This window comes from Pseudomonas sp. NPDC008258, from assembly GCF_042956345.1.
Taxonomy (GTDB): Bacteria; Pseudomonadota; Gammaproteobacteria; order Pseudomonadales; family Pseudomonadaceae; genus Aquipseudomonas.
The window spans coordinates 29,132-49,331 of the sequence record NZ_JBIBGE010000008.1; the positions used below are offsets into that span (position 1 = coordinate 29,132).

Annotated in this window: 20 protein-coding genes and 1 tRNA gene; 10 read left to right on the forward strand and 11 right to left on the reverse strand. The window is 61.7% G+C overall.

Features of this window, described 5'->3' with window-relative positions; translation table 11 throughout:
* Positions 1-373: 373 nt before the first annotated feature.
* Entirely contained in the window at positions 374-1,750 is a 1,377-nt protein-coding gene (locus tag ACFY9W_RS08385) for an L-serine ammonia-lyase (RefSeq protein WP_391128322.1), read from the reverse strand.
* Between the two features lie 453 nt (positions 1,751-2,203).
* Here ACFY9W_RS08385 and ACFY9W_RS08390 point away from each other — a divergent pair, with 453 nt between their 5' ends.
* The 3 genes from ACFY9W_RS08390 to choV all read left to right on the forward strand — a co-directional run bounded on the left by ACFY9W_RS08390 (position 2,204) and on the right by choV (position 5,256).
* A complete protein-coding gene (locus ACFY9W_RS08390; RefSeq protein ID WP_391128325.1) occupies positions 2,204-3,151 on the forward strand; it encodes a choline ABC transporter substrate-binding protein in 948 nt (315 codons plus the stop codon).
* 81 nt (positions 3,152-3,232) lie between these two features.
* Positions 3,233-4,081, forward strand: coding sequence for a choline ABC transporter permease subunit (gene choW, locus ACFY9W_RS08395; RefSeq protein WP_174244689.1), 849 nt, complete (start codon positions 3,233-3,235; stop codon positions 4,079-4,081).
* Entirely contained in the window at positions 4,078-5,256 is a 1,179-nt protein-coding gene (gene choV, locus ACFY9W_RS08400; RefSeq protein WP_391128328.1) for a choline ABC transporter ATP-binding protein, read from the forward strand. Before choW ends, choV begins: the two co-directional genes overlap by 4 nt.
* A gap of 117 nt (positions 5,257-5,373) precedes the next feature.
* On the opposite strand, the gene hisF is transcribed toward choV, so the two are convergent.
* The 6 genes from hisF to ACFY9W_RS08430 form a co-directional block, all read right to left on the reverse strand.
* Positions 5,374-6,144: an imidazole glycerol phosphate synthase subunit HisF gene (hisF, locus tag ACFY9W_RS08405; RefSeq protein ID WP_079226229.1), complete on the reverse strand. Its 771-nt coding sequence runs from the start codon at positions 6,142-6,144 to the stop codon at positions 5,374-5,376.
* A 10-nt stretch (positions 6,145-6,154) separates the two neighbouring features.
* Positions 6,155-6,892 carry a 1-(5-phosphoribosyl)-5-[(5-phosphoribosylamino)methylideneamino]imidazole-4-carboxamide isomerase gene (hisA, locus tag ACFY9W_RS08410; protein ID WP_016714501.1) on the reverse strand — a complete coding sequence of 246 codons (738 nt, stop codon included), beginning with the start codon at positions 6,890-6,892 and terminating at the stop codon, positions 6,155-6,157.
* Positions 6,893-6,919: 27 nt separating this feature from the next.
* Positions 6,920-7,180 (reverse strand): DUF2164 domain-containing protein, encoded by a 261-nt coding sequence (locus tag ACFY9W_RS08415; protein ID WP_016714500.1) that lies wholly within the window; start codon positions 7,178-7,180, stop codon positions 6,920-6,922.
* The gene (gene hisH, locus ACFY9W_RS08420; RefSeq protein WP_391128334.1) at positions 7,181-7,819 is read right to left on the reverse strand and encodes an imidazole glycerol phosphate synthase subunit HisH; all 639 of its coding nucleotides are present in this window, start codon (positions 7,817-7,819) and stop codon (positions 7,181-7,183) included.
* Positions 7,820-8,413, reverse strand: a complete 594-nt coding sequence (gene hisB, locus ACFY9W_RS08425; RefSeq protein WP_009682881.1) for an imidazoleglycerol-phosphate dehydratase HisB — start codon at positions 8,411-8,413, stop codon at positions 7,820-7,822.
* Between the two features lie 281 nt (positions 8,414-8,694).
* Positions 8,695-10,353 (reverse strand): MFS transporter, encoded by a 1,659-nt coding sequence (locus ACFY9W_RS08430; protein WP_391128338.1) that lies wholly within the window; start codon positions 10,351-10,353, stop codon positions 8,695-8,697.
* A gap of 370 nt (positions 10,354-10,723) precedes the next feature.
* Between ACFY9W_RS08430 and ACFY9W_RS08435 the strand changes: the two genes are divergently transcribed.
* The 4 genes from ACFY9W_RS08435 to ACFY9W_RS08450 all read left to right on the forward strand — a co-directional run bounded on the left by ACFY9W_RS08435 (position 10,724) and on the right by ACFY9W_RS08450 (position 14,469).
* Positions 10,724-12,970: an AsmA family protein gene (locus ACFY9W_RS08435; RefSeq protein ID WP_391128341.1), complete on the forward strand. Its 2,247-nt coding sequence runs from the start codon at positions 10,724-10,726 to the stop codon at positions 12,968-12,970.
* Entirely contained in the window at positions 12,967-14,034 is a 1,068-nt protein-coding gene (mutY, locus tag ACFY9W_RS08440; protein ID WP_391128344.1) for an A/G-specific adenine glycosylase, read from the forward strand. The genes ACFY9W_RS08435 and mutY overlap by 4 nt, the downstream gene beginning before the upstream one ends.
* A complete protein-coding gene (locus ACFY9W_RS08445) occupies positions 14,031-14,303 on the forward strand; it encodes an oxidative damage protection protein (RefSeq protein WP_391128347.1) in 273 nt (90 codons plus the stop codon). Before mutY ends, ACFY9W_RS08445 begins: the two co-directional genes overlap by 4 nt.
* Before the next feature lie 90 nt (positions 14,304-14,393).
* Positions 14,394-14,469 (forward strand) — tRNA-Phe (locus ACFY9W_RS08450).
* Positions 14,470-14,608: 139 nt separating this feature from the next.
* Here the strand turns inward: ACFY9W_RS08450 and ACFY9W_RS08455 are convergent.
* The 3 genes from ACFY9W_RS08455 to ACFY9W_RS08465 all read right to left on the reverse strand — a co-directional run bounded on the left by ACFY9W_RS08455 (position 14,609) and on the right by ACFY9W_RS08465 (position 15,853).
* On the reverse strand, positions 14,609-14,914 hold the full coding sequence (locus ACFY9W_RS08455) for an addiction module antidote protein (protein ID WP_391128350.1): 306 nt from the start codon (positions 14,912-14,914) through the stop codon (positions 14,609-14,611).
* A gap of 9 nt (positions 14,915-14,923) precedes the next feature.
* Positions 14,924-15,214, reverse strand: coding sequence for a type II toxin-antitoxin system RelE/ParE family toxin (locus tag ACFY9W_RS08460; RefSeq protein ID WP_391128710.1), 291 nt, complete (start codon positions 15,212-15,214; stop codon positions 14,924-14,926).
* Positions 15,215-15,319: 105 nt separating this feature from the next.
* Positions 15,320-15,853, reverse strand: coding sequence for a hypothetical protein (locus ACFY9W_RS08465; RefSeq protein ID WP_391128353.1), 534 nt, complete (start codon positions 15,851-15,853; stop codon positions 15,320-15,322).
* A 129-nt stretch (positions 15,854-15,982) separates the two neighbouring features.
* On the opposite strand from ACFY9W_RS08465, the gene ACFY9W_RS08470 reads away from it, so the two are divergent.
* The gene (locus ACFY9W_RS08470) at positions 15,983-16,426 is read left to right on the forward strand and encodes a hypothetical protein (protein ID WP_391128356.1); all 444 of its coding nucleotides are present in this window, start codon (positions 15,983-15,985) and stop codon (positions 16,424-16,426) included.
* Between the two features lie 181 nt (positions 16,427-16,607).
* Here the strand turns inward: ACFY9W_RS08470 and gabP are convergent, their stop codons facing one another.
* Positions 16,608-17,993: a GABA permease gene (gene gabP, locus ACFY9W_RS08475; protein ID WP_391128359.1), complete on the reverse strand. Its 1,386-nt coding sequence runs from the start codon at positions 17,991-17,993 to the stop codon at positions 16,608-16,610.
* A 642-nt stretch (positions 17,994-18,635) separates the two neighbouring features.
* On the opposite strand from gabP, the gene ACFY9W_RS08480 reads away from it, so the two are divergent.
* Together ACFY9W_RS08480 and ACFY9W_RS08485 are read left to right on the forward strand one after the other, a co-directional pair.
* Positions 18,636-19,409 carry an ATP-binding cassette domain-containing protein gene (locus ACFY9W_RS08480; protein WP_391128362.1) on the forward strand — a complete coding sequence of 258 codons (774 nt, stop codon included), beginning with the start codon at positions 18,636-18,638 and terminating at the stop codon, positions 19,407-19,409.
* 11 nt (positions 19,410-19,420) lie between these two features.
* Positions 19,421-20,173, forward strand: a complete 753-nt coding sequence (locus ACFY9W_RS08485) for a transporter substrate-binding domain-containing protein (protein ID WP_391128365.1) — start codon at positions 19,421-19,423, stop codon at positions 20,171-20,173.
* Positions 20,174-20,200: the final 27 nt, after the last annotated feature.

Consider the following 20,200-nt stretch of genomic DNA (forward strand, 5'->3'; position numbering starts at 1 on the left):
CTATCCAAAAAAACCTGAAAACGACGCCTTTGTTGGGCAAATCAGGTGCTTTGATCGAGTTGGCCTGGGGTACGCAAACGGGCGTGCTAGGCGCCGCGCGTGTAACGGCTGAGCAATTTGGTGACACGCGCAGTGTAGGTTGCCCAGAAACGACACTCTTGAGTGTCACCGACAATACAGGCACTGATAACGACACCCGACGATCGGTCAGCATAGGCCATGCACTGCAATGGGGCTTGGTGCACTGAAAACATTCAAGGGCCTCTTCGCGGGCTCGCCCGCTCCCACTGGTGCAGAACTGCCCTTGAGAGCAATGCAGTACCTGTGGGAACGGGCAAGCCCGCGAAGAGGCCCTTGAGGTCAGATCAAGCAATCAGCATTCAATGGCGCTGACCGCCAGGCCACCGCGCGAGGTCTCTTTGTACTTGTCGTGCATGTCGGCCCCGGTGTCGCGCATGGTGCGGATCACCTGGTCGAGGGAGATGAAGTGTTCGCCGTCACCACGCAGGGCCATTTGCACCGCGTTGATGGCTTTTACCGCAGCAATCGCATTGCGCTCGATGCACGGTACCTGCACCAGCCCGCCGACCGGGTCGCAGGTCAGGCCAAGGTTGTGCTCCAGGGCGATTTCAGCGGCGTTCTCCACCTGTGCCGGCGTTGCACCCAGTACTTCGGCAAGGCCGGCCGCGGCCATGGCACAGGCCGAGCCAACCTCACCCTGGCAGCCCACTTCGGCCCCGGAAATCGACGCGTTCTTCTTGCACAGGATGCCCACCGCAGCAGCACCGAGGAAGAAGTCGACCACGCTGGACTCGTCCACTTCATCACTGAAGCGCATGTAGTAATGCAACACCGCCGGGATGATGCCGGCTGCGCCATTGGTGGGCGCGGTGACCATGCGCCCGCCGGCGGCGTTTTCTTCGTTGACCGCCAGGGCGAACAGGTTGACCCACTCCATGGCGCTCATGGTCGAGCCAATCACGTTGGGCTTGCCGATTTCCTGCAGGCTGCGGTGCAGCTTGGCGGCACGGCGGCGCACGTTCAGCCCGCCAGGTAACGTGCCTTCGTACTTGAGACCGTTGTTGACGCATTCCTGCATGGCGTCCCAGAGCTTGTGCAGGCCAGCGTAGATCTCTTCCTCGCTGCGCCAGACCTTCTCGTTGGCCATCATCAATTGCGACACGCTGAGGTCGTTTTGCTTGCACAGGCTCAGCAACTCGGCGGCGCTGTTGAAGTCGTACGGCAGCACCGTCTGGTCGGCGTCCAGCACGCCGCTGGCGGCCTGCGCGGCATCGACCACAAAGCCGCCACCCACCGAGTAGTAGGTATCGCGGTGCAGCTCGCCCTGCTCGCCTTCGGCAATCAGGGTCATGGCATTGGGGTGGTACGGCAGGTTCTCGTCCAGCAGCAGCATGTCGCGAGCCCAGACGAATTCGATGGGCAGGCGCTTGTCCAGTTGCAGGGTGTTGGTTTCGCGCAGGTCGGCGATGCGCGGCACGATCTGGGTAGGGTCGATGGCGTCCGGCCATTCGCCCATCAACCCCATGATGGTGGCGTTGTCGGTGCCGTGGCCAACCCCGGTGGCGGACAGCGAGCCGTACAGGCGCACTTCGATCCGTTTGACACGCTCCAGCTCGCCGCGTTCGCGCAGGCCCTGAACGAACAGGGCGCCAGCACGCATGGGGCCGACGGTGTGGGAGCTGGAGGGCCCGACACCGATCTTGAACAGGTCGAACACGCTGATGGCCATTGTCGATTCACCTCTTGCTGGGCTTGTCTGTGCGCGCCATGCGCACGGCGGGGCAGCTGCTAGGCTCAAACAGCGGGCCGCCTTGAATGCCAGCATCATCGGGCTTTTACCGGCACCCTCGCCGTCTGCAACCGACGTACTTTTGTCCAGCAGCGCCGCACGGTTTTTACAGGGAGAGCAACCCTCATCTCGCCGTTTTCCGGTGGCCTGGTGACGTAAAAATGCGGCTGAGGGGGTGGAAAAATCCATAAGCGACATCGCCCATACTGGATACGACCCGTTCCGTACTGGTTACGACCCCACCTGTAGGCGATTGCCCGGCGCTGGAGGATTATCGAAAGCGACTCGTAAAGCACGGCCACGCATCCTGCCCTCTGCAGGCCTGGTCGACCGGACCTCCAGAAAGCCCGGCGACCCACGCGAACCCGAAGACAAAATCACAGGAGTCCATCCATGAAAGGTTCACCCTCGCTGTTGCTGGTTGCGTTGCTGTCTGCGCCTTTGCTGGCCCAGGCCGCCGAGCCCGAGCAGTGTCAGACGGTACGTTTCTCCGATGTCGGGTGGACCGACATCACAGTCACCACCGCGACCACCAGCGTTGTGCTCGAAGCACTGGGTTACAAGACCCACACCACCATGATCTCGGTACCGGTGACCTACAAGTCGCTGGCCACCGGCAAGGACCTGGACGTGTTTCTCGGCAACTGGATGCCGACCATGGAGAACGACATCAAGCAGTACCGCGACGCCGGCACCGTCGAAACGGTGCGCGCCAACCTGGAAAACGCCAAGTACACCTTGGCCGTGCCCCAGGCGCTTTACGACAAGGGCCTGAAGGATTTCAGCGACATTCCCAAGTTCAAGAAGGAACTGGACAGCAAGATCTACGGCATCGAACCGGGCAACGATGGCAACCGCACCATCCAGAGCATGATCGACAAGAACGCCTTCGGCTTGAAGGACGCCGGTTTCAAGATCGTGCAATCGAGCGAGGCCGGCATGCTGTCGCAAGTCGAGCGCGCGCAGAAACGCGGCGAAGCGCTGGTGTTCCTGGGCTGGGAACCGCACCCGATGAACACCCGGTTCAAGATGCAGTACCTGACCGGCGGGGACGAGTTCTTCGGCCCCGACTTCGGCAAGGCGACCGTGTTGACCAACACCCGCAAAGGCTATGCGCAGGAGTGCAGCAACGTTGGCCAGCTGTTGAAGAACCTGTCGTTCGAGCTCAAGGATGAAAGCACCATGATGGGCTATGTCCTGGACGACAAGATGAAACCCGAGGCCGCCGCCAAGAAATGGCTCAAGGACAACCCAGGCAAGCTGGATGCCTGGCTGGCCGGCGTGACCACCGTGGATGGCAAACCTGGCCTGGAGGCGGCCAAGGCGAAGCTGGCGCAATAACGAAATACGCAATAGCGCTACCTCGGGGCAGGACCGTGCCTGCCCCGGGTTGATTTCAATCTATGCAGGTGGAAGCTCGCTATCATGCTTATCGATCAGAAAATACCCCTGGGTCAGTACATCGCGTCGTTCGTCGAGTGGCTGACCCAGAACGGCGCGAATTACTTCGACGCCATCGCGCAAGGCCTGGAGTTCATGATCCATGGCGTCACCAGCGCCTTGACCTGGTTCAACCCATTCGTACTCATCGCCCTGTTCGCCGCCCTGGCGCACCTGATCCAGCGCAAGTGGGCGCTGACCGTATTCGTTGCCCTGTCGTTCCTGCTTATCCTCAACCTGGGCTACTGGCAGGAAACCATGGAAACCCTGGCGCAGGTGACCTTCGCCACGGTGGTGTGCGTTGTCATCGGCGTGCCGCTGGGCATCCTCGCCGCACACAAACCGATGTTCTATACCGCCATGCGCCCGGTGCTGGACCTGATGCAGACGGTGCCCACCTTCGTCTACCTGATCCCTACCCTGACCCTGTTCGGCCTGGGCGTGGTACCGGGGCTGATCTCTACCGTGGTGTTCGCCATCGCCGCGCCCATCCGCCTCACCTACCTGGGCATCTGCGACGTGCCGCAAGAGCTGATGGACGCCGGCAAGGCATTCGGTTGCTCGCGCCGCCAACTGCTCACCCGTATCGAACTGCCGCACGCGATGCCGAGCATCGCCGCCGGCGTCACCCAGTGCATCATGCTGTCGCTGTCGATGGTGGTAATTGCCGCCCTGGTCGGCGCTGACGGCCTGGGCAAACCTGTGGTCAACGCACTGAACACCGCCGATATCTCCCTGGGCTTCGAAGCGGGCCTGGCGATCGTGCTGCTGGCGATCATGCTCGACCGTATCTGCAAGCAACCGGAACTGCCGGTAAGGGGTGAGGCATGAGCATCATTCGTTTCGAAGACGTCGACGTCATCTTCTCCAACAAGCCGCGCGAAGCGCTGGCGCTGCTGGACCAGGGCAAGACCCGCGAGCAGATCCTCAAGCAGACCGGCCTGGTGGTGGGCGTCGAAAAGGCCAACCTGGATATCAACAAGGGCGAGATCTGCGTGCTGATGGGCCTGTCCGGCTCGGGCAAGTCGAGCCTGCTGCGCTGCATCAACGGCCTGAACACGGTTAGCCGCGGCAAGCTGTTCGTCGAGCACGAAGGCAAGCACATCGACATTGCCCACTGCACCCCCGCCGAGCTGAAGATGATGCGCACCAAGCGCATCGCCATGGTGTTCCAGAAGTTTGCCCTGATGCCTTGGCTGACGGTGCGCGAGAACATCAGCTTTGGCCTGGAAATGCAGGGCCGCCCGGAAAAGGAACGGCGCAAGCTGGTGGACGAGAAGCTTGAGCTGGTGGGCCTGACACAGTGGCGCAACAAGAAGCCGGACGAGCTTTCAGGCGGCATGCAGCAGCGCGTGGGCCTGGCCCGGGCGTTGGCGATGGATGCCGACATCCTGCTGATGGACGAACCGTTCTCGGCATTGGACCCGCTGATCCGCCAGGGCCTGCAGGATGAACTGCTGGGCCTGCAAGCCAAGCTGAGCAAGACCATCGTGTTTGTCAGCCACGACCTGGACGAGGCGCTGAAGCTGGGTACCCGCATCGCGATCATGAAGGACGGGCGGATCATCCAGTACAGCAAGCCGGAAGAAATCGTGCTCAACCCGGCCGATGAGTACGTGCGTACCTTCGTTGCCCACACCAACCCGCTGAACGTGCTGTGCGGCCGCAGCCTGATGCGCAGCCTGGACAACTGCAAGCGGGTCAATGGCTCGGTATGCCTGGACCCGGGTATCGATTCGTGGCTGGACCTGGGCGAAGGTGGCGCGCTGAAGCGAGCACGCCAGGGCCAGAACGGGCTGGACATGCAGAACTGGGCACCGGGGCAGGATGTGGAGTTGCTGGAGCGCAGGCCGACCGTGGTGCACGCCGATATCGGCATGCGCGAAGCGCTGCAGATTCGTTATCAGACTGGCAACAAGCTGGTGTTGCAGGATAACGACCGGGTGGTGGGGATTCTTGGGGATACCGAGCTTTACCACGCGTTGCTTGGCAAGAACCACGGCTGAGGCAATTCGGGCCGCTTTGCGGCCCTTCGCGGGCACGCCCGCTCCCACAGGTTTGATGAGGTCTCTGTGGGAGCGGGCGTGCCCGCGAAGGGCTGCAAAGCAGCCCCAATCAATGGATCAGCGAACGACGATGCCGCGCGAAGCCATGTAGGCCTTGGCCTCAGGCACCGTGTACTCGCCAAAGTGGAAGATACTGGCCGCCAGCACCGCGCTGGCATGCCCTTCCAGAATGCCGTCGGCCAGGTGCTGCAGGTTACCCACCCCACCCGAGGCAATCACCGGAATACCCAGCGCATCACTGATGGCGCGGGTAACGCCCAGGTCAAAGCCGTTTTTCATGCCGTCCTGGTCCATGCTGGTCAGCAGAATCTCGCCAGCCCCCAGGCCTTCCATTTTCTTCGCCCACTCGACCGCATCCAGCCCGGTCGGCTTGCGCCCGCCGTGGGTGAAGATTTCCCAGCGCGGCTCTTCACCCGGGCCGGACACCTTCTTGGCATCGATGGCAACAACGATGCACTGCGAACCGAACCGGTCCGCCGCCTCGCCCACGAACTCCGGGTTGAACACCGCAGCCGTGTTGATCGATACCTTGTCGGCACCAGCGTTGAGCAGGTTGCGGATGTCCTGCACGGTACGCACGCCACCGCCCACGGTCAGGGGGATGAACACCTGGCTGGCCATGCGCTCGACAGTATGCAAGGTGGTGTCGCGGCCATCGACGCTGGCGGTGATGTCGAGGAAGGTGATTTCATCGGCACCCTGCTCGTTGTAGCGACGGGCGATTTCCACCGGGTCGCCGGCATCACGGATGTTCTCGAACTTGACGCCCTTGACCACCCGGCCGTTGTCCACGTCCAGGCAAGGGATGATGCGCTTGGCCAGTGCCATGGTTCAGTCCTCAGCCTTGGTAGTTGTCGCAGAAGGCCTGGGCCTCGGCGACATCGAGGGTGCCTTCGTAGATGGCACGGCCGGTGATGGCGCCGATGATGCCGGGGGCCTTGGCGTCCAGCAGGGCCTTGATGTCGCCCAGGTTGTGGATGCCGCCCGAGGCGATGACCGGAATGCGGGTAGCTTCAGCCAGTGCCTTGGTGAAGGGCACGTTGCAGCCCTGCATCATGCCGTCCTTGGCGATGTCGGTGTAGACGATCGACGACACACCATCGGCCTCGAAACGCTTGGCCAGGTCGATGACCTGTACCGCGCTGACTTCGGCCCAGCCATCGGTGGCAACGAAGCCGTCCTTGGCGTCCAGGCCAACGATGACCTTGCCCGGGAAGGCCTTGCACGCTTCGGCCACGAACTCAGGCTCCTTGACCGCCTTGGTGCCGATGATCACGTAGCTGACGCCAGCCTTGACGTAGTGCTCGATGGTTTCCAGCGAGCGGATGCCGCCGCCGATCTGGATCGGCAAGGTCGGGTAGCGCTTGGCGATGGCGGTGACCACTTCACCGTTGACCGGCTGGCCTTCGAAGGCGCCGTTGAGGTCGACCAGGTGCAGGCGGCGGCAGCCACCCTCGACCCACTTGGCGGCCATGCTCACCGGGTCGTCGGAAAATACCGTGGAGTCTTCCATGCGGCCCTGGCGCAGGCGCACGCAGGCACCGTCCTTCAGATCGATAGCGGGGATAATCAGCATCTTGGGAACCTGTCTGTTCTTAGGGTTTCAGGGCTTTTCGAGCGCCCACAGATCACTTTCGATGCTCTCGAACCGCTCCTTGAGGTGCAGCTGAACATCGGCAATCGCCCTGTTGTAGTAATGGGGTGCAATTTCTTTGCTGAACAGCTCGAGAACCTCAGCCACCTCGAACGACCCCAGCTGCAGCTCGAAACGGTCTTCGAGGAAGCGCTTGAGCGTGTCGAGCGCGTCGCGCTCCTGCTCGGGGGCCAGGGTGATGACCGGGGCCTTGGTCTTCGATCTGCTCATTTACCAGCGACCGTCCCAGGCAACGAAGTTCTGCAGCAGTTGCAGGCCATGGGTGTGGCTCTTCTCCGGGTGGAACTGCACGGCAAAGCGCGAGCCGTCGGCCAGCGCTGCGGCAAAGTCGACACCGTAGTGGCCACGGCCGACCACCTGGCCCGGCTTGCCGGCATTGATGTAGTAGCTGTGCACGAAGTAGAAACGCGCGCGGTCGGGGATGTCGTGCCACAGCGGGTGGTCGATGGTCTGGCCCACTTCGTTCCAGCCCATGTGCGGCACCTTCAGGTGCTCGCCGTCTTCTTTCAGGTCTTTGCCGAAGAAGCGTACCTGGCCAGGGAACAGGCCGATGCAGTCGACACCGTCGTTTTCTTCGCTGTGCTCCAGCAGTGCCTGCATGCCAACGCAGATGCCGAGGAACGGGCGGTCCTGGCTCACTTCGCGCACCAGGCTGTCGAAGCCCAGGCGGCGGATTTCGGCCATGCAGTCGCGAATCGCGCCTACTCCCGGGAACACCACGCGGTCTGCTTCACGGATGACCGAAGCGTCGCTGGTGACCAGCACCTTGCCAGCGCCAACGTGCTCAAGCGCCTTGGCCACCGAGTGCAGGTTGCCCATGCCATAGTCGATTACAGCTACCGTCTGCATTTACAGGCACCCTTTGGTCGACGGCATTTGCCCGGCCATGCGCTCGTCGAGGGTCACGGCCATGCGCAGGGCGCGGCCGAATGCCTTGAACACGGTTTCGATCTGGTGGTGGGTGTTGTGGCCACGCAGGTTGTCGATGTGCAGGGTGACCAGGGCGTGGTTGACGAAGCCCTGGAAGAACTCCTGGAACAGGTCGACATCGAAGCCACCAACGCTGGCGCGGGTGTAAGGTACGTGCATCTGCAGGCCTGGGCGGCCAGAGAAGTCGATGACCACGCGCGACAATGCTTCGTCCAGCGGCACGTAGGCGTGGCCGTAGCGGAAGATGCCTTTCTTGTCACCGATGGCCTGGGCGAATGCCATGCCCAGGGTGATACCGACGTCTTCGACGGTATGGTGGTCGTCGATATGCGTGTCACCCTTGCACTCGATATCCAGATCGATCAGCCCATGGCGGGCGATCTGGTCCAGCATGTGTTCAAGGAAAGGCACACCGATATCGAATCGGGCCTTGCCACTGCCATCGAGGTTGATCGAGCACTTGACCTGGGTTTCCAGGGTATTGCGCTCGACGGAAGCCTTACGTTCGACCATCACCAGCTCCGCAAAATCATTGGGCGAAAAGGGCTCCATTATAGGCCCAGAACGCGCCAGCTTGAAACGCGGATGACATATGGCAACGCGGGGAATTGCGGGGCCGGATGGCCCTACAGGTCTATACAACCGGGTAATTGGGGCTGCTTTGCAGCCCATCGCCGGCAAGCCAGCTCCCACAGGTACTCCACACACCTAGAACGCTGCGGGGCCCCTGTGGGAGCTGGCTTGCCGGCGATAAGGCCGGTACAGACGGCGAATTCAACCGGCCGTATTACTCATCAATGGAACAGCACCGCCGTCTTCTGCAGGGTAACCCACACCCCCCAGGCCAGCGGCACGACCACCACCGCCCAGGCCAGCAACACCAACGGCAGGCTGCCCGGCGCGGCTTTCCATTCCAGCGAACGTGCCTCGTCAGCACCCTTGTCATGGCTCAACGCCCGCTCGGCAGCCAGTTCGGCATCGCTCATGAAGTGCTTGTCGGCCACCGGGCGGACCAGCATGTTGCAGATAAAGCCCAGTACCAGCAGGCCGGCCAGAATGTACAGGGTCATGTCGTATGCCGCCGCACGCTCCACCCCCGCCGCCAATTGGTATTCACGCAGGTAAGTGATCAACACCGGCCCCAAGACCCCCGCCGCTGCCCATGCAGTCAGCAGGCGACCATGAATGGCACCGACCATCTGCGTGCCGAACAGGTCCGCCAGGTACGCCGGCACAGTCGCAAAACCGCCGCCATACATCGAAAGGATGATGCAGAACGCGGCCACGAACAGCGCAACGTTGCCCAGGTGCCCCATGTTCGGCACCAGGCTGTACAAGCCCACGCCCAAGGCAAAGAAGGCGAAGTAGGTGTTCTTGCGGCCGATATAGTCGGAGAACGACGCCCAGAAGAACCGCCCGCCGATATTGAACAGGCTCAGCAGGCCGGTGAAGCCGGCGGCGATCGCGGCAATTTGTGCCAGCTGCGCAGGATTGAGCTGGCTGAAGGTCAGTTCGTTACCCAGCAATTTGCCCGCGAACACTTCTTGCAGCAGCGGCGAAGCCATGCCGAGAATACCGATGCCTGCCGACACGTTCAGGCACAGTACCAGCCAGATAAGCGCGAACTGCGGGGTTTTCCAGGCCACACTGACATGCACATGGCGGTCAGTAACCATGGCGTTGGCCTTCTTGACCGGTGCAGTCCAGCCTTCAGGCTTCCAGCCGGTAGGCGGCACGCGATAAGCCAAGGCACCCGCCGTCATGAACACGAAGTAGATTGCCGCCATGGCAACGAAACTCTGCCATACGCCCACTTCGTGCTCGTTGCCAAAATGCCCCATCAGCGCAGTGGCCAGCGGTGCACCCACCATGGCCCCGCCGCCAAAGCCCATGATCGCCATGCCGGTGGCCATGCCGCGTTTGTCCGGGAACCACTTGATCAGAGTCGAGACGGGCGAGATGTAGCCCAGGCCCAGGCCGATACCGCCGATCACCCCCGAGCCCAGCCACATCAGCCACAACTGGTGGGTCTTTACGCCAATGGCCGATATCAGCATGCCGCCGCACCAGCACAGGGCCGATACAAGCCCGGCCTTGCGTGGGCCGGCGTGCTCCAGCCAACCGCCCAATACCGCCGCCGAGCAACCAAGGAAGACGAAGAACAGGGTGTAGATCCAGCTCAGCATCGAGATCGGCCAGTCGCACTCAGCGCTGAACAGGCGGGCAACGAAGCCCATGTCTGCCGCGCAGGCGACGGGAGCTGTGATGCCAAGGGCTTGCGACAGGGGCAGCCAGAACACCGAGAAGCCATAGGCCATGCCGATGCACAGGTGGATGGCCAAGGCCGCTGGCGGGACCAGCCAGCGGTTGAAGCCCGGGCGGGCGATGATGCGCTCCTTCGACAGGAAGCCTGGCGCACTGGGCAAGGTGCCCGTCGCGGCGGTACTGGTCATGGATCTGATCCTTCTTATAGGGTGGGTGCTCGCAAAGCGGCGCAAGGTTAGCAGAGCCAAGTGGCATGAAAGCAATCTGATATCGTGATTTTTTGCCCGGCTGAAACGATCCTCTCTCCTGCACCGGCCTCTTCGCGGCTAAAGCCGCTCCCACAGGGAACTTCACTGCCCTTCAGACCTGTGGTGTACCTGTGGGAGCGGCTTTAGCCGCGAAAGGGCCGGCACAGGTAAATATCTGACTGAAGAAAGCCGTACCATCTGCTGCAAACGTAGGAAATGCCCTGTATCTCTGGTCGAATAAGCAGGGACATACACGGCGGCGTTATACTCTGCCGCCTGAATTTCACTAACGGACTACAAGGACTCGCCCATGAAAGCGTTCGGCAAAATCCTGGGATTGGGGCTTCTCGGGTTGCTGCTGATCATTGTGGCGCTGGGCTTCGCCCTGACCCACCTCTTTGATCCCAACGACTACAAAGACGAGATTCGCCAGCTGGCACGCGACAAGGCTCACGTCGAACTGACCCTCAACGGTGACATCGGCTGGAGCCTGTTCCCATGGCTGGGCCTGGAACTGCACGAGGCCAGCATTGCCACCCTGGCCAAACCCAAGGAGCCGTTCGCCGACCTGCAGATGCTCGGTTTGTCTGTGCGCGTGCTGCCCTTGCTGCGCCGCGAAGTGCAGATGAGCGACGTGCGTGTCGAAGGCCTTAACCTGACCTTGGCGCGCGACGAAAACGGCCATGGCAACTGGGAAGACATCGGCAAGCCGCTGCCCGCGCAGAACGGCACCCCTGCCGATGCCCAGGCCAATGCACCCGTCGAACAGAAACCGGCACCTGCCGACGGCAACGGGCGGGCCGTCAAGCTGGACATCGACAGCCTGACCGTGAACAACGCCCGCGTGCAGTACACCGATGCCAAGACCGGCCAGAACTACAGCGCCGAGAGCATTCAACTGAGCACCGGCCCGGTCCACGAAGGCGCGAACATTCCGCTCAAGGCCAGCGCGTTCATCAGCGCCAGCCAGCCGAACATCAAGGCCCGCACCGAACTGGCGGGTGAATTACGCTTCGACCGCAAGCTCAAGCGCTACAACCTCGAAGACATGCGCCTGTCGGGCGAGACTTCGGGTGAGCCCACCGGCGGCAAGACCGTAACCTTTGCCGCCCAGGGCCAGTTGCTGGTCGACCTGGCTGCAAATGTAGCCTCGTGGAACGGCCTGAAAGTGTCGGCCAACCAGCTGCGCGCCCTGGGCGAGCTGAATGTGCGTGACCTGGACAAGGCGCCACAGCTGAGCGGCGGCCTGTCCATCGCCCAGTTCAACCTGCGCACCTTCCTCGACAGCATCGGCCACCCGCTGCCGGCCACCAACGACCCGGCAGCCTTCGCCAAGCTGGAGTTGGTCACCCGCCTGCAAGGCACGCCGAACAGCCTGGCCCTGGAAGACCTGGCGGTGAAGCTGGATGACAGCACCTTCAGCGGCCGCGTGGCCGTGGAAGACTTCGCCAAGCAGGCCCTGCGCCTGCAGCTTAAGGGCGATACCTTCGATGCCGACCGCTACCTGCCCGCCAAGAGCGAAGAAGCCAAGGGGGCCACGGCGGCACGCCAGGCCGAGGTCAAGCAACAGGAAGCCAGTGCAGTGGCCGGTGCCGGCACAACACCGCTACCAAACGCCCCGACACAAGTGGCCTGGAGTGACGACAAACTGCTGCCGGTCGACCGCCTGCGCGCCCTCGACGTGCAGGCCGACGTGGCCTTCGGCGCGCTGACGCTGGACAAGCTGCCAATCGAAGACGCCCAGCTCAAGGCCATCGGCCAGGGCGGCCTGCTGACCCTGCAAACCCTGCGCGGTGAGCTGTACAACGGCACCTTCGAGGCCAAAGGCACCGTCGATGTGCGCCCTGCCGTACCGCAGCTTGGCGTCAACACCACCATCCAGCGGGTGCCGGTTGAACACTTCATCAAGACCGAGGGCAAGGAGCAAACGCCACCGGTGAAGGGGTTGCTGACGCTGACCAGTGATCTGACAGCCACCGGCAACAGCCAGAAGGCACTGGTCGACACCCTCAACGGCAGCGCAAACTTCACCATCAACGACGGCGTGCTGGTCAATGCCAACCTCGAACAGCAGCTTTGCCAAGCCATCGCCACGCTCAACCGCAAGACCCTGAGCGGCGAGCCACGCGGCAAGGACACCCCATTCCAGGAGCTGCGCGGCAGCCTGGTGGTACGCAACGGCGTCGCCAGCAACCCAGACCTCAAGGCGCGCATCCCGGGCCTGACCGTCAATGGTCAAGGCGACCTCGACCTGCGTGTGCTGGGTATGGACTACAACATTGGCGTGATCGTTGAAGGCGACCAACGCGCCATGCCGGACCCGGCCTGCCAGGTCAATGAGCGCTATGTGGGCATTGAAGTGCCGCTGCGCTGCCGTGGCCCGCTGGAACTCGGTGCAAAGGCGTGCCGCCTGGACCAGGGCGGCCTGGGCAAGATTGCCGCCAAGCTGGCCGGCAACCGCCTGAAAGACAAGCTGGATGAAAAACTCGAAGAAAAACTCGGAGACAAAGTGAGCCCGGAAGTAAAAGACGCACTCAAGGGGCTGTTCAAGCGATGAGCCCCGAGCAGTTCTCCAGCGCTGTGCTGGACTGGTATGACGAGCACGGCCGGCACCACCTGCCCTGGCAACAGGGCATCACCCCGTACCGGGTATGGGTGTCGGAAATCATGTTGCAGCAGACCCAGGTCAGCACCGTGCTCAATTACTTCGACCGCTTCATGCAGGCCCTGCCCACCGTGCAGGCCCTGGCCGAGGCGCCGGAGGACGAAGTGCTGCACCTATGGACGGGGCTGGGCTACTACACACGTGCACGCAACCTGCAAAAGGCTGCAAGGATCGTCGTCGAGCAACATGGCGGCGAGTTCCCGCGCAGTGTCGAGCAGCTTACCGAGTTGCCCGGCATTGGCCGCTCCACCGCCGGGGCCATCGCCAGCATCAGCATGGGCATCCGCGCGCCAATCCTGGATGGTAATGTCAAACGCGTGCTGGCCCGCTACACGGCGCAGGCCGGCTACCCCGGCGAGCCCAAGGTGGCCAACCAGCTGTGGGCCACGGCCGAGCGCTTTACCCCGCAGCAGCGCGCCAACCACTACACCCAGGCGATGATGGACATGGGCGCCACGCTGTGCACCCGCAGCAAGCCCAGCTGCCTGCTCTGCCCGCTGCAGCGTGGCTGCGAAGCGCACCTGCACGGCGAAGAAACCCGCTACCCCGAGCCCAAGCCGCGCAAGGCACTGCCACAACGCCGTACGCTGATGCCGCTGCTGGCCAACCACGAAGGCGCCATCCTGCTTTATCGCCGCCCTTCCAGCGGCCTGTGGGGTGGTTTGTGGAGCCTGCCGGAACTGGACGACATCGCCCAGCTCGACGACCTGGCCTACCAGCACAGCCTGCGCCTGGCTGGCAGCCGCGCCATGGAAGGCCTGACCCATACCTTCAGCCACTTCCAGCTGGCAATCGAGCCCTGGCTGGTGCGCGTCGACCTGGTCGGCCAGCACGTGGCCGAGGCTGACTGGCTCTGGTATAACCTCGCCACCCCGCCGCGCCTGGGCCTTGCTGCCCCGGTGAAAAAACTGCTGAAACGCGCGGCCGACGAACTGATTGCAGGAGACGCCCGATGACCCGCACCGTGATGTGCCGCAAGTACAAAGAAGAACTCCCAGGCCTGGAACGCCCGCCCTACCCAGGCGCCAAGGGCCAGGACATCTTCGACCACATCTCGGAGAAAGCCTGGGAAGACTGGAAGAAGCACCAGACCATGCTGATCAACGAAAAGCGCCTGAACATGATGAACGGCGAGGACCGCAAGTTCCTCCAGGTCGAGATGGACAAGTTTTTCGCAGGCGAGGAATACGCCCAGGCGGAAGGCTACGTTCCACCCTCGGAATGACCCCACGAATCGTAAGCGACGGAATTAATTTAAAATTTTTTCAAAAAGTCGTTGACGGGCCGCCAGAAAATCTATTTAATTCACCTCGTCGCCCAGATAGCTCAGTCGGTAGAGCAGAGGATTGAAAATCCTCGTGTCGGCGGTTCGACTCCGTCTCTGGGCACCACCTTCAAGCTTCTGGTGGTTGCAAAGTTACCCGAAGCGACAACAAGAAACCCGCCTAGTGCGGGTTTTTTGTTGTCTGTGATTTCTCTGCCTGAGAAAGCATCGAGCTGCCCCTTGCGTTTTACCGACAACCCATCCCGCTACCCAGCGGCCTGAGGGGGCACGACTTCAGCATGAAGCCTGATGCCAAGCGCCGCCATGACCTTCATGATGGTCGCCAGGCTGGGGTTACCCTCTGCGGACAAGGCCTTGTACAAGCCTTCTCGAGTGAGGCCCGTGTCGCGAGCCAGCTGAGCCATACCACGGGCCCGAGCGATATCCCCCAAAGCGGCCGCAAGCAGCACGGGGTCGTTCTCCTCAAGGCAGGCCTCAAGGTACAAGAGCATGTCTTGCTCGGTCTTCAAATGGTCAACAACGTCCCATTTGGTGAGTTTGTTACCCGTCATGGCGGCCTCCTAAAGATCACGTGCCAATTTGAGCGCAGATTTGATATCTCTGGCCTGCGTGGCTTTGTCGCCACCCGCCAACAGAATGATCACTTCATAGCCACGTCGAACGAAATACACCCGATAGCCTGGACCAAAGTCGATCCGAGCCTCGGATACTCCTTCACCGATCGGCTTACAGTCACCCAACACCCCAAGCTCGATTCGACGCAACCTCACATTGATTCGAGCCCGCGCGCGATCATCCCGCAGTGCAGCGAACCACCTTCTGTATGTCTCAGTTTGAATGATTGTAGGCATTAGAAAAATGTAAACCACAGTTAACATTACATCAATTTGCACATGTTTCAAACTGTTGAACCAACCCTGCTCAGCAGCAGGCACGAAGCGGCCTGGCAGGCGGCATCAGAAGTTAGCCATGGCACTGCAGTACTCAGCTTTTGTGACCTGCACCGGCGCCTCTGCCCCCAGTTGCTGCAGCTTCACGCCGCAGGCACTGTAGCCATGGACCACCACTTCGTAGTCGGCGCCCTTCTGCGGCACGAAGTAGAACATGCCCAGGCAGTTGGTGACGCTGTTGTAGCTGCCACGGCCGCCATCAAGAAAGTGCAGAGTGAATGGCTTGCCGGCCGGAACCAGCACCTCACTGACCACATCACCCTGCATGGCAGTAGCGCCCTTGGGCATACCCAGGCTTTCGCCATTGCGGTCGGCGAAGCCCTTTTGCGGAACGGCAATCACCCCTGCGCCCGGGCTGTACCAGTCGACGCAGTCCTTGCCCGGTACGGCACGCACCATCCCATCGGCAATCACCCGCAGCCGCGCGGTATCACCAGAGGTCGGAGAGCCATAGGGCGTGTTGAACGACTTGACTGCGGCGATGTTGCCGCAGCCGCCTAGCGCCATGGTCAGCAGGCAAAGCGAGAGCGCTGTTTTCATCCGTGAATTCCTCATGAGTAGATACCGGGCATCCGGCAGCGTGACTGAGACCCTCGCATGCCGCTTGGGTTTCGCAGGCAAGTGCGATTCAATGCACGCACTTTTCAGACACACCCAAGGACTCACTCGATGGCCACCCCTACCAAGCAACAGAAACGCGCCAAGCGCGCCGCCAGCAAGGCCAAGCAGAACCGCATGGTACGTAGCGGCCAGGCGGTCAAGGCCAGCGCAGGCGACAGCGCCAGCGTCGAGCAGGTGTACAACAAGGCCATGGAGTCGGGCAGCTACGACGCCATGTTCAACAAGATGAAGGAAGCCCAGGAGGGCGGCTTGGTACCGATGATTTCGGTATTCCTGGTAGACCCGCTGCTGGCTCTGGTGCTGAAGGGCCACAAGGAAGAGCACGCCACCGACTACATCGTGCTGGTGTTCAACGCCTACCGCAAATGGCTGGACGGTGCCGACGAAGAGGCCACCATGGCCTGGCTGGAAAGCGATGAGTTCCAGGATGCCTATATCGCCGCGTCCGAGCTGGTAGCCAAGCAGCAACAGCAGCAGAAGCAGTTTGGCTGACAGGGCCAAGTAACCTGTTCTGGCCTCTTCGCGGGCTCGCCCGCTCCCACAGGGATCGCACCGGCCTTGAAGGCTGTGCAACACCTGTGGGAGCGGGCGAGCCCGCGAAGAGGCCGGTACAGGCAACAAAAAAGGCCGCACCCCTCACAGGGCGCGGCCTTTTCATTGCAGCCAGCGCGGATCAGTTGTCCAGCGCCACCCGCCCGGCAGCCTCACGCTTGCGGTGCACCAGCAAGCCAGCCGCCACCACACCAATGCTCAGCAGTGCAGTCGCGAAGATCTCCGCACGGTGATCCTCACGCAGCGCCATCACCACCAGAATGGCAACGATGAAGGCAATGGTCGCCCAGGTCAGGCCAGGGAACAGCCACATCTTGAAGGTGATCTTCTCGCCACGGGCTTCACGCTGGGCACGCATGCGCAGCTGCGACACGGCAATCACCAGGTACACCAGCAGTGCAATCGCGCCCGAGCTGGCCAGCAGGAATTCGAACACCTGGGCCGGGGCCACGAAGTTGGCGAACACGCACAGGAACGCCGCGGCAGTGGACAGCAATACCGCCACGTGCGGCGTGGCCGACTTGGTGGTGCGCTGGGCGATGGCCGGGGCGTCACCACGCTTGCTCAGCGAGAACAGCATGCGCGAAGAAGTGTACAGCGCCGAGTTCAGGCAGCTGGTCACGGCAATCAGCACAACGATGTCGACGATCAGCTTGGCATTCGGCACGCCGATGCGGCTGAGCACAGTCTGGTAGGAACCGGTCTCGGCCAGGGCCGGGTCGTTCCAAGGCACCAGCGCCACCACCAGGAAGATAGACACCAGGTAGAACAGGCAGATACGCCAGATCACAGAGTTGGTGGCACGGCTGATCTGCTTGCCCGGGTCCTTCGACTCGGCAGCGGCGATGGTAACGATTTCAGTACCCATGAACGAGAACATGGTGGTCAGCATGGCTGCCAGCACTGCGCCCAGGCCATTAGGCATGAAGCCTTGGGTATCGAACAGGTGGCTGGCACCGCTCACCTGGCTGCTCGGTACAAAGCCGAACATGGCAGCGCAGCCCACGGCGATGAAGCCGATGATTGCCAGCACCTTGAGCAGGGCGAACCAGAACTCGAACTCACCGTAGTTCTTCACGCTGCACAGGTTGGTCAGGGTCAGCGCCAGGGTAATGATGAGGGAGAAGGCCCACAGGTCAACCGCAGGGAACCAGGCATGCAGGATGGCCGCGGCGGCGTTGGCCTCCAGCGGAATCACCAGCACCCAGAACCACCAGTACAGCCAGCCAATGGTGAAACCGGCCCAGCGCCCGATGGCGCGGTCGGCATAGGTAGAGAACGAACCGGTGTCAGGCGAGGCAACAGCCATTTCACCCAACATGCGCATCACCAGCACGACCAGCGTACCGGCGGCGGCGTAGGCCAGCAGCACGGCCGGGCCGGCAGCTGCGATGGCGTGGCCGGAGCCAACGAACAGGCCGGCACCGATGACGCCAGCAATAGACAGCATGGTGACATGCCGTTGTTTGAGCCCCTGAGCGAGGTCATTGGAATTGTTACCGCTCATTAAAACTACCTTTGTAAGGAGTGGACCACTCCGACTGCGGGTACGGAGCGCGCCAGGGGTTGACCTAGGCGTCGCTGCAATCGGCGGTTTCCTACTGGCAATTAGCGCGCCATGTGCTGAATGCATTCGTCAGAAAATTCTGCAGGCCTTTTAGGACAAGGTTTGGAGGGCTTTCCGCCATGCTTTGACCGAAAGGGCGCCAAAACATCGGATTACTGAAATACCCACTTACAAACGCACCAAAGGTGCTCCCCGGTAACACCTGTGCACCGCCGCAATGCAAAAAAGTGCAACCCCAAGGTACAACCTTGTGAGCGCATTGGGGCCCTCGCGGGTGAACCCGCTCCCACAGGGATCGCTTGGCTTTGAGGTCAGGTTTAAGCTGTGAATGGGCCGAAACCGCTTCCATGAGCGGGCCAAAGCTGGCACCATCGCGCCTTTTTTCATCAAGGCTCTGGTGCTGGGCGACACCTTCGCGGACATATGCGCGACGTTACGCTGTAGCGATGCGACAAACTGCCCCACCAGTGCCCACAGTCCCCGGCGACCCTGTTGGCCGTCATAATGCCGCTATGCTAGCTTGGCGCACGCCAGGAAGGCCGCCAACAGCTGGGAACGCACCCGAACACATGAGGACCGCACATGGCTCAGGCCACGCCCGCGCTGGAAATCCGCAACTTGCACAAACGCTACGGCGAGCAGGAAATTCTCAAGGGCATTTCGCTGACCGCACGCGACGGTGACGTGATCTCCATCCTGGGGTCGTCCGGCTCCGGCAAGTCCACCTTGCTGCGTTGCATCAACCTGCTCGAAAACCCGCACCAGGGCGAAATCCTGGTTGCTGGCGAAGCACTCAAGCTCAAGGCCGCCAAGAACGGCGACCTGATCGCAGCCGACAACCGCCAGATCAACCGCCTGCGCAGCGAAATCGGCTTTGTCTTCCAGAACTTCAACCTGTGGCCGCACATGTCGATTCTCGACAACATCATCGAGGCGCCACGCCGCGTGCTCGGCCAAAGCAAGGCCGAGGCCACCGAAGCCGCCGAAGCGCTGCTGAACAAGGTTGGCATCTACGACAAACGCCACAGCTACCCCGCCCAACTTTCCGGTGGCCAGCAACAGCGCGCCGCCATTGCCCGTACCCTGGCCATGAAGCCCAAGGTCATCCTGTTCGACGAGCCCACTTCGGCGCTCGATCCGGAAATGGTCCAGGAAGTGCTTAACGTTATCCGCGCATTGGCCGACGAAGGCCGTACCATGCTGCTGGTAACGCACGAAATGAGCTTTGCCCGCCATGTGTCCAGTGAAGTCGTCTTCCTGCACCAGGGCCTGGTAGAAGAGCAGGGATCGCCGCAGCAGGTCTTCGAAAACCCGACCTCGGCGCGTTGCAAGCAATTCATGTCAAGCCACCGCTAACGGAGCAATACATGCACACTTACAAGAAGTTTCTCCTGGCAGCAGCTGCCACGCTGGTGATGTCGGCAAACGCCATGGCCGCAGAAAAACTGCGCATGGGTATCGAAGCCGCCTACCCACCGTTCAACAACAAGGATGCCAGCGGTAACGTGGTCGGCTTCGACAAAGACATCGGCGACGCCCTGTGCGCCAAGATGAAAGTCGAGTGCTCGGTTGTTACCTCCGACTGGGACGGCATCATCCCGGCCCTGAACGCCAAGAAGTTCGACTTCCTGGTGTCGTCGCTGTCGATCACCGACGAGCGCAAGCAGGCCGTGGACTTCACCGAGCCGTACTACTCCAACAAACTGCAGTTCATTGCACCGAAGAACGTCGACTTCAAGACCGACAAGGCCTCGCTGAAGGGCAAGGTTATCGGTACGCAGCGCGCCACCCTGGCCGGCACCTACCTTGAAGACAACTTCCCGGGCGTCGACATCAAGCTGTACGACACCCAGGAAAACGCCTACCTGGACCTGGTATCGGGCCGCATCGACGGCATCCTGGCCGACAAGTACGTGCAGTACGAGTGGCTGAAGAGCAAAGACGGCTCGAACTTCGAGTTCAAGGGCGAGCCGGTAATGGACAGCGACAAGATCGGCATTGCCGTGCGCAAAGGTGACAGCAAGCTGCGCGACGACCTGAACAAAGCCCTGGCAGAAATCAAAGCCGACGGCACGTACAAGAAGATCAACGACAAGTACTTCCCGTTCAGCATCGAATGACCCGCCCTGACCGGCGCGCCCCCGTGG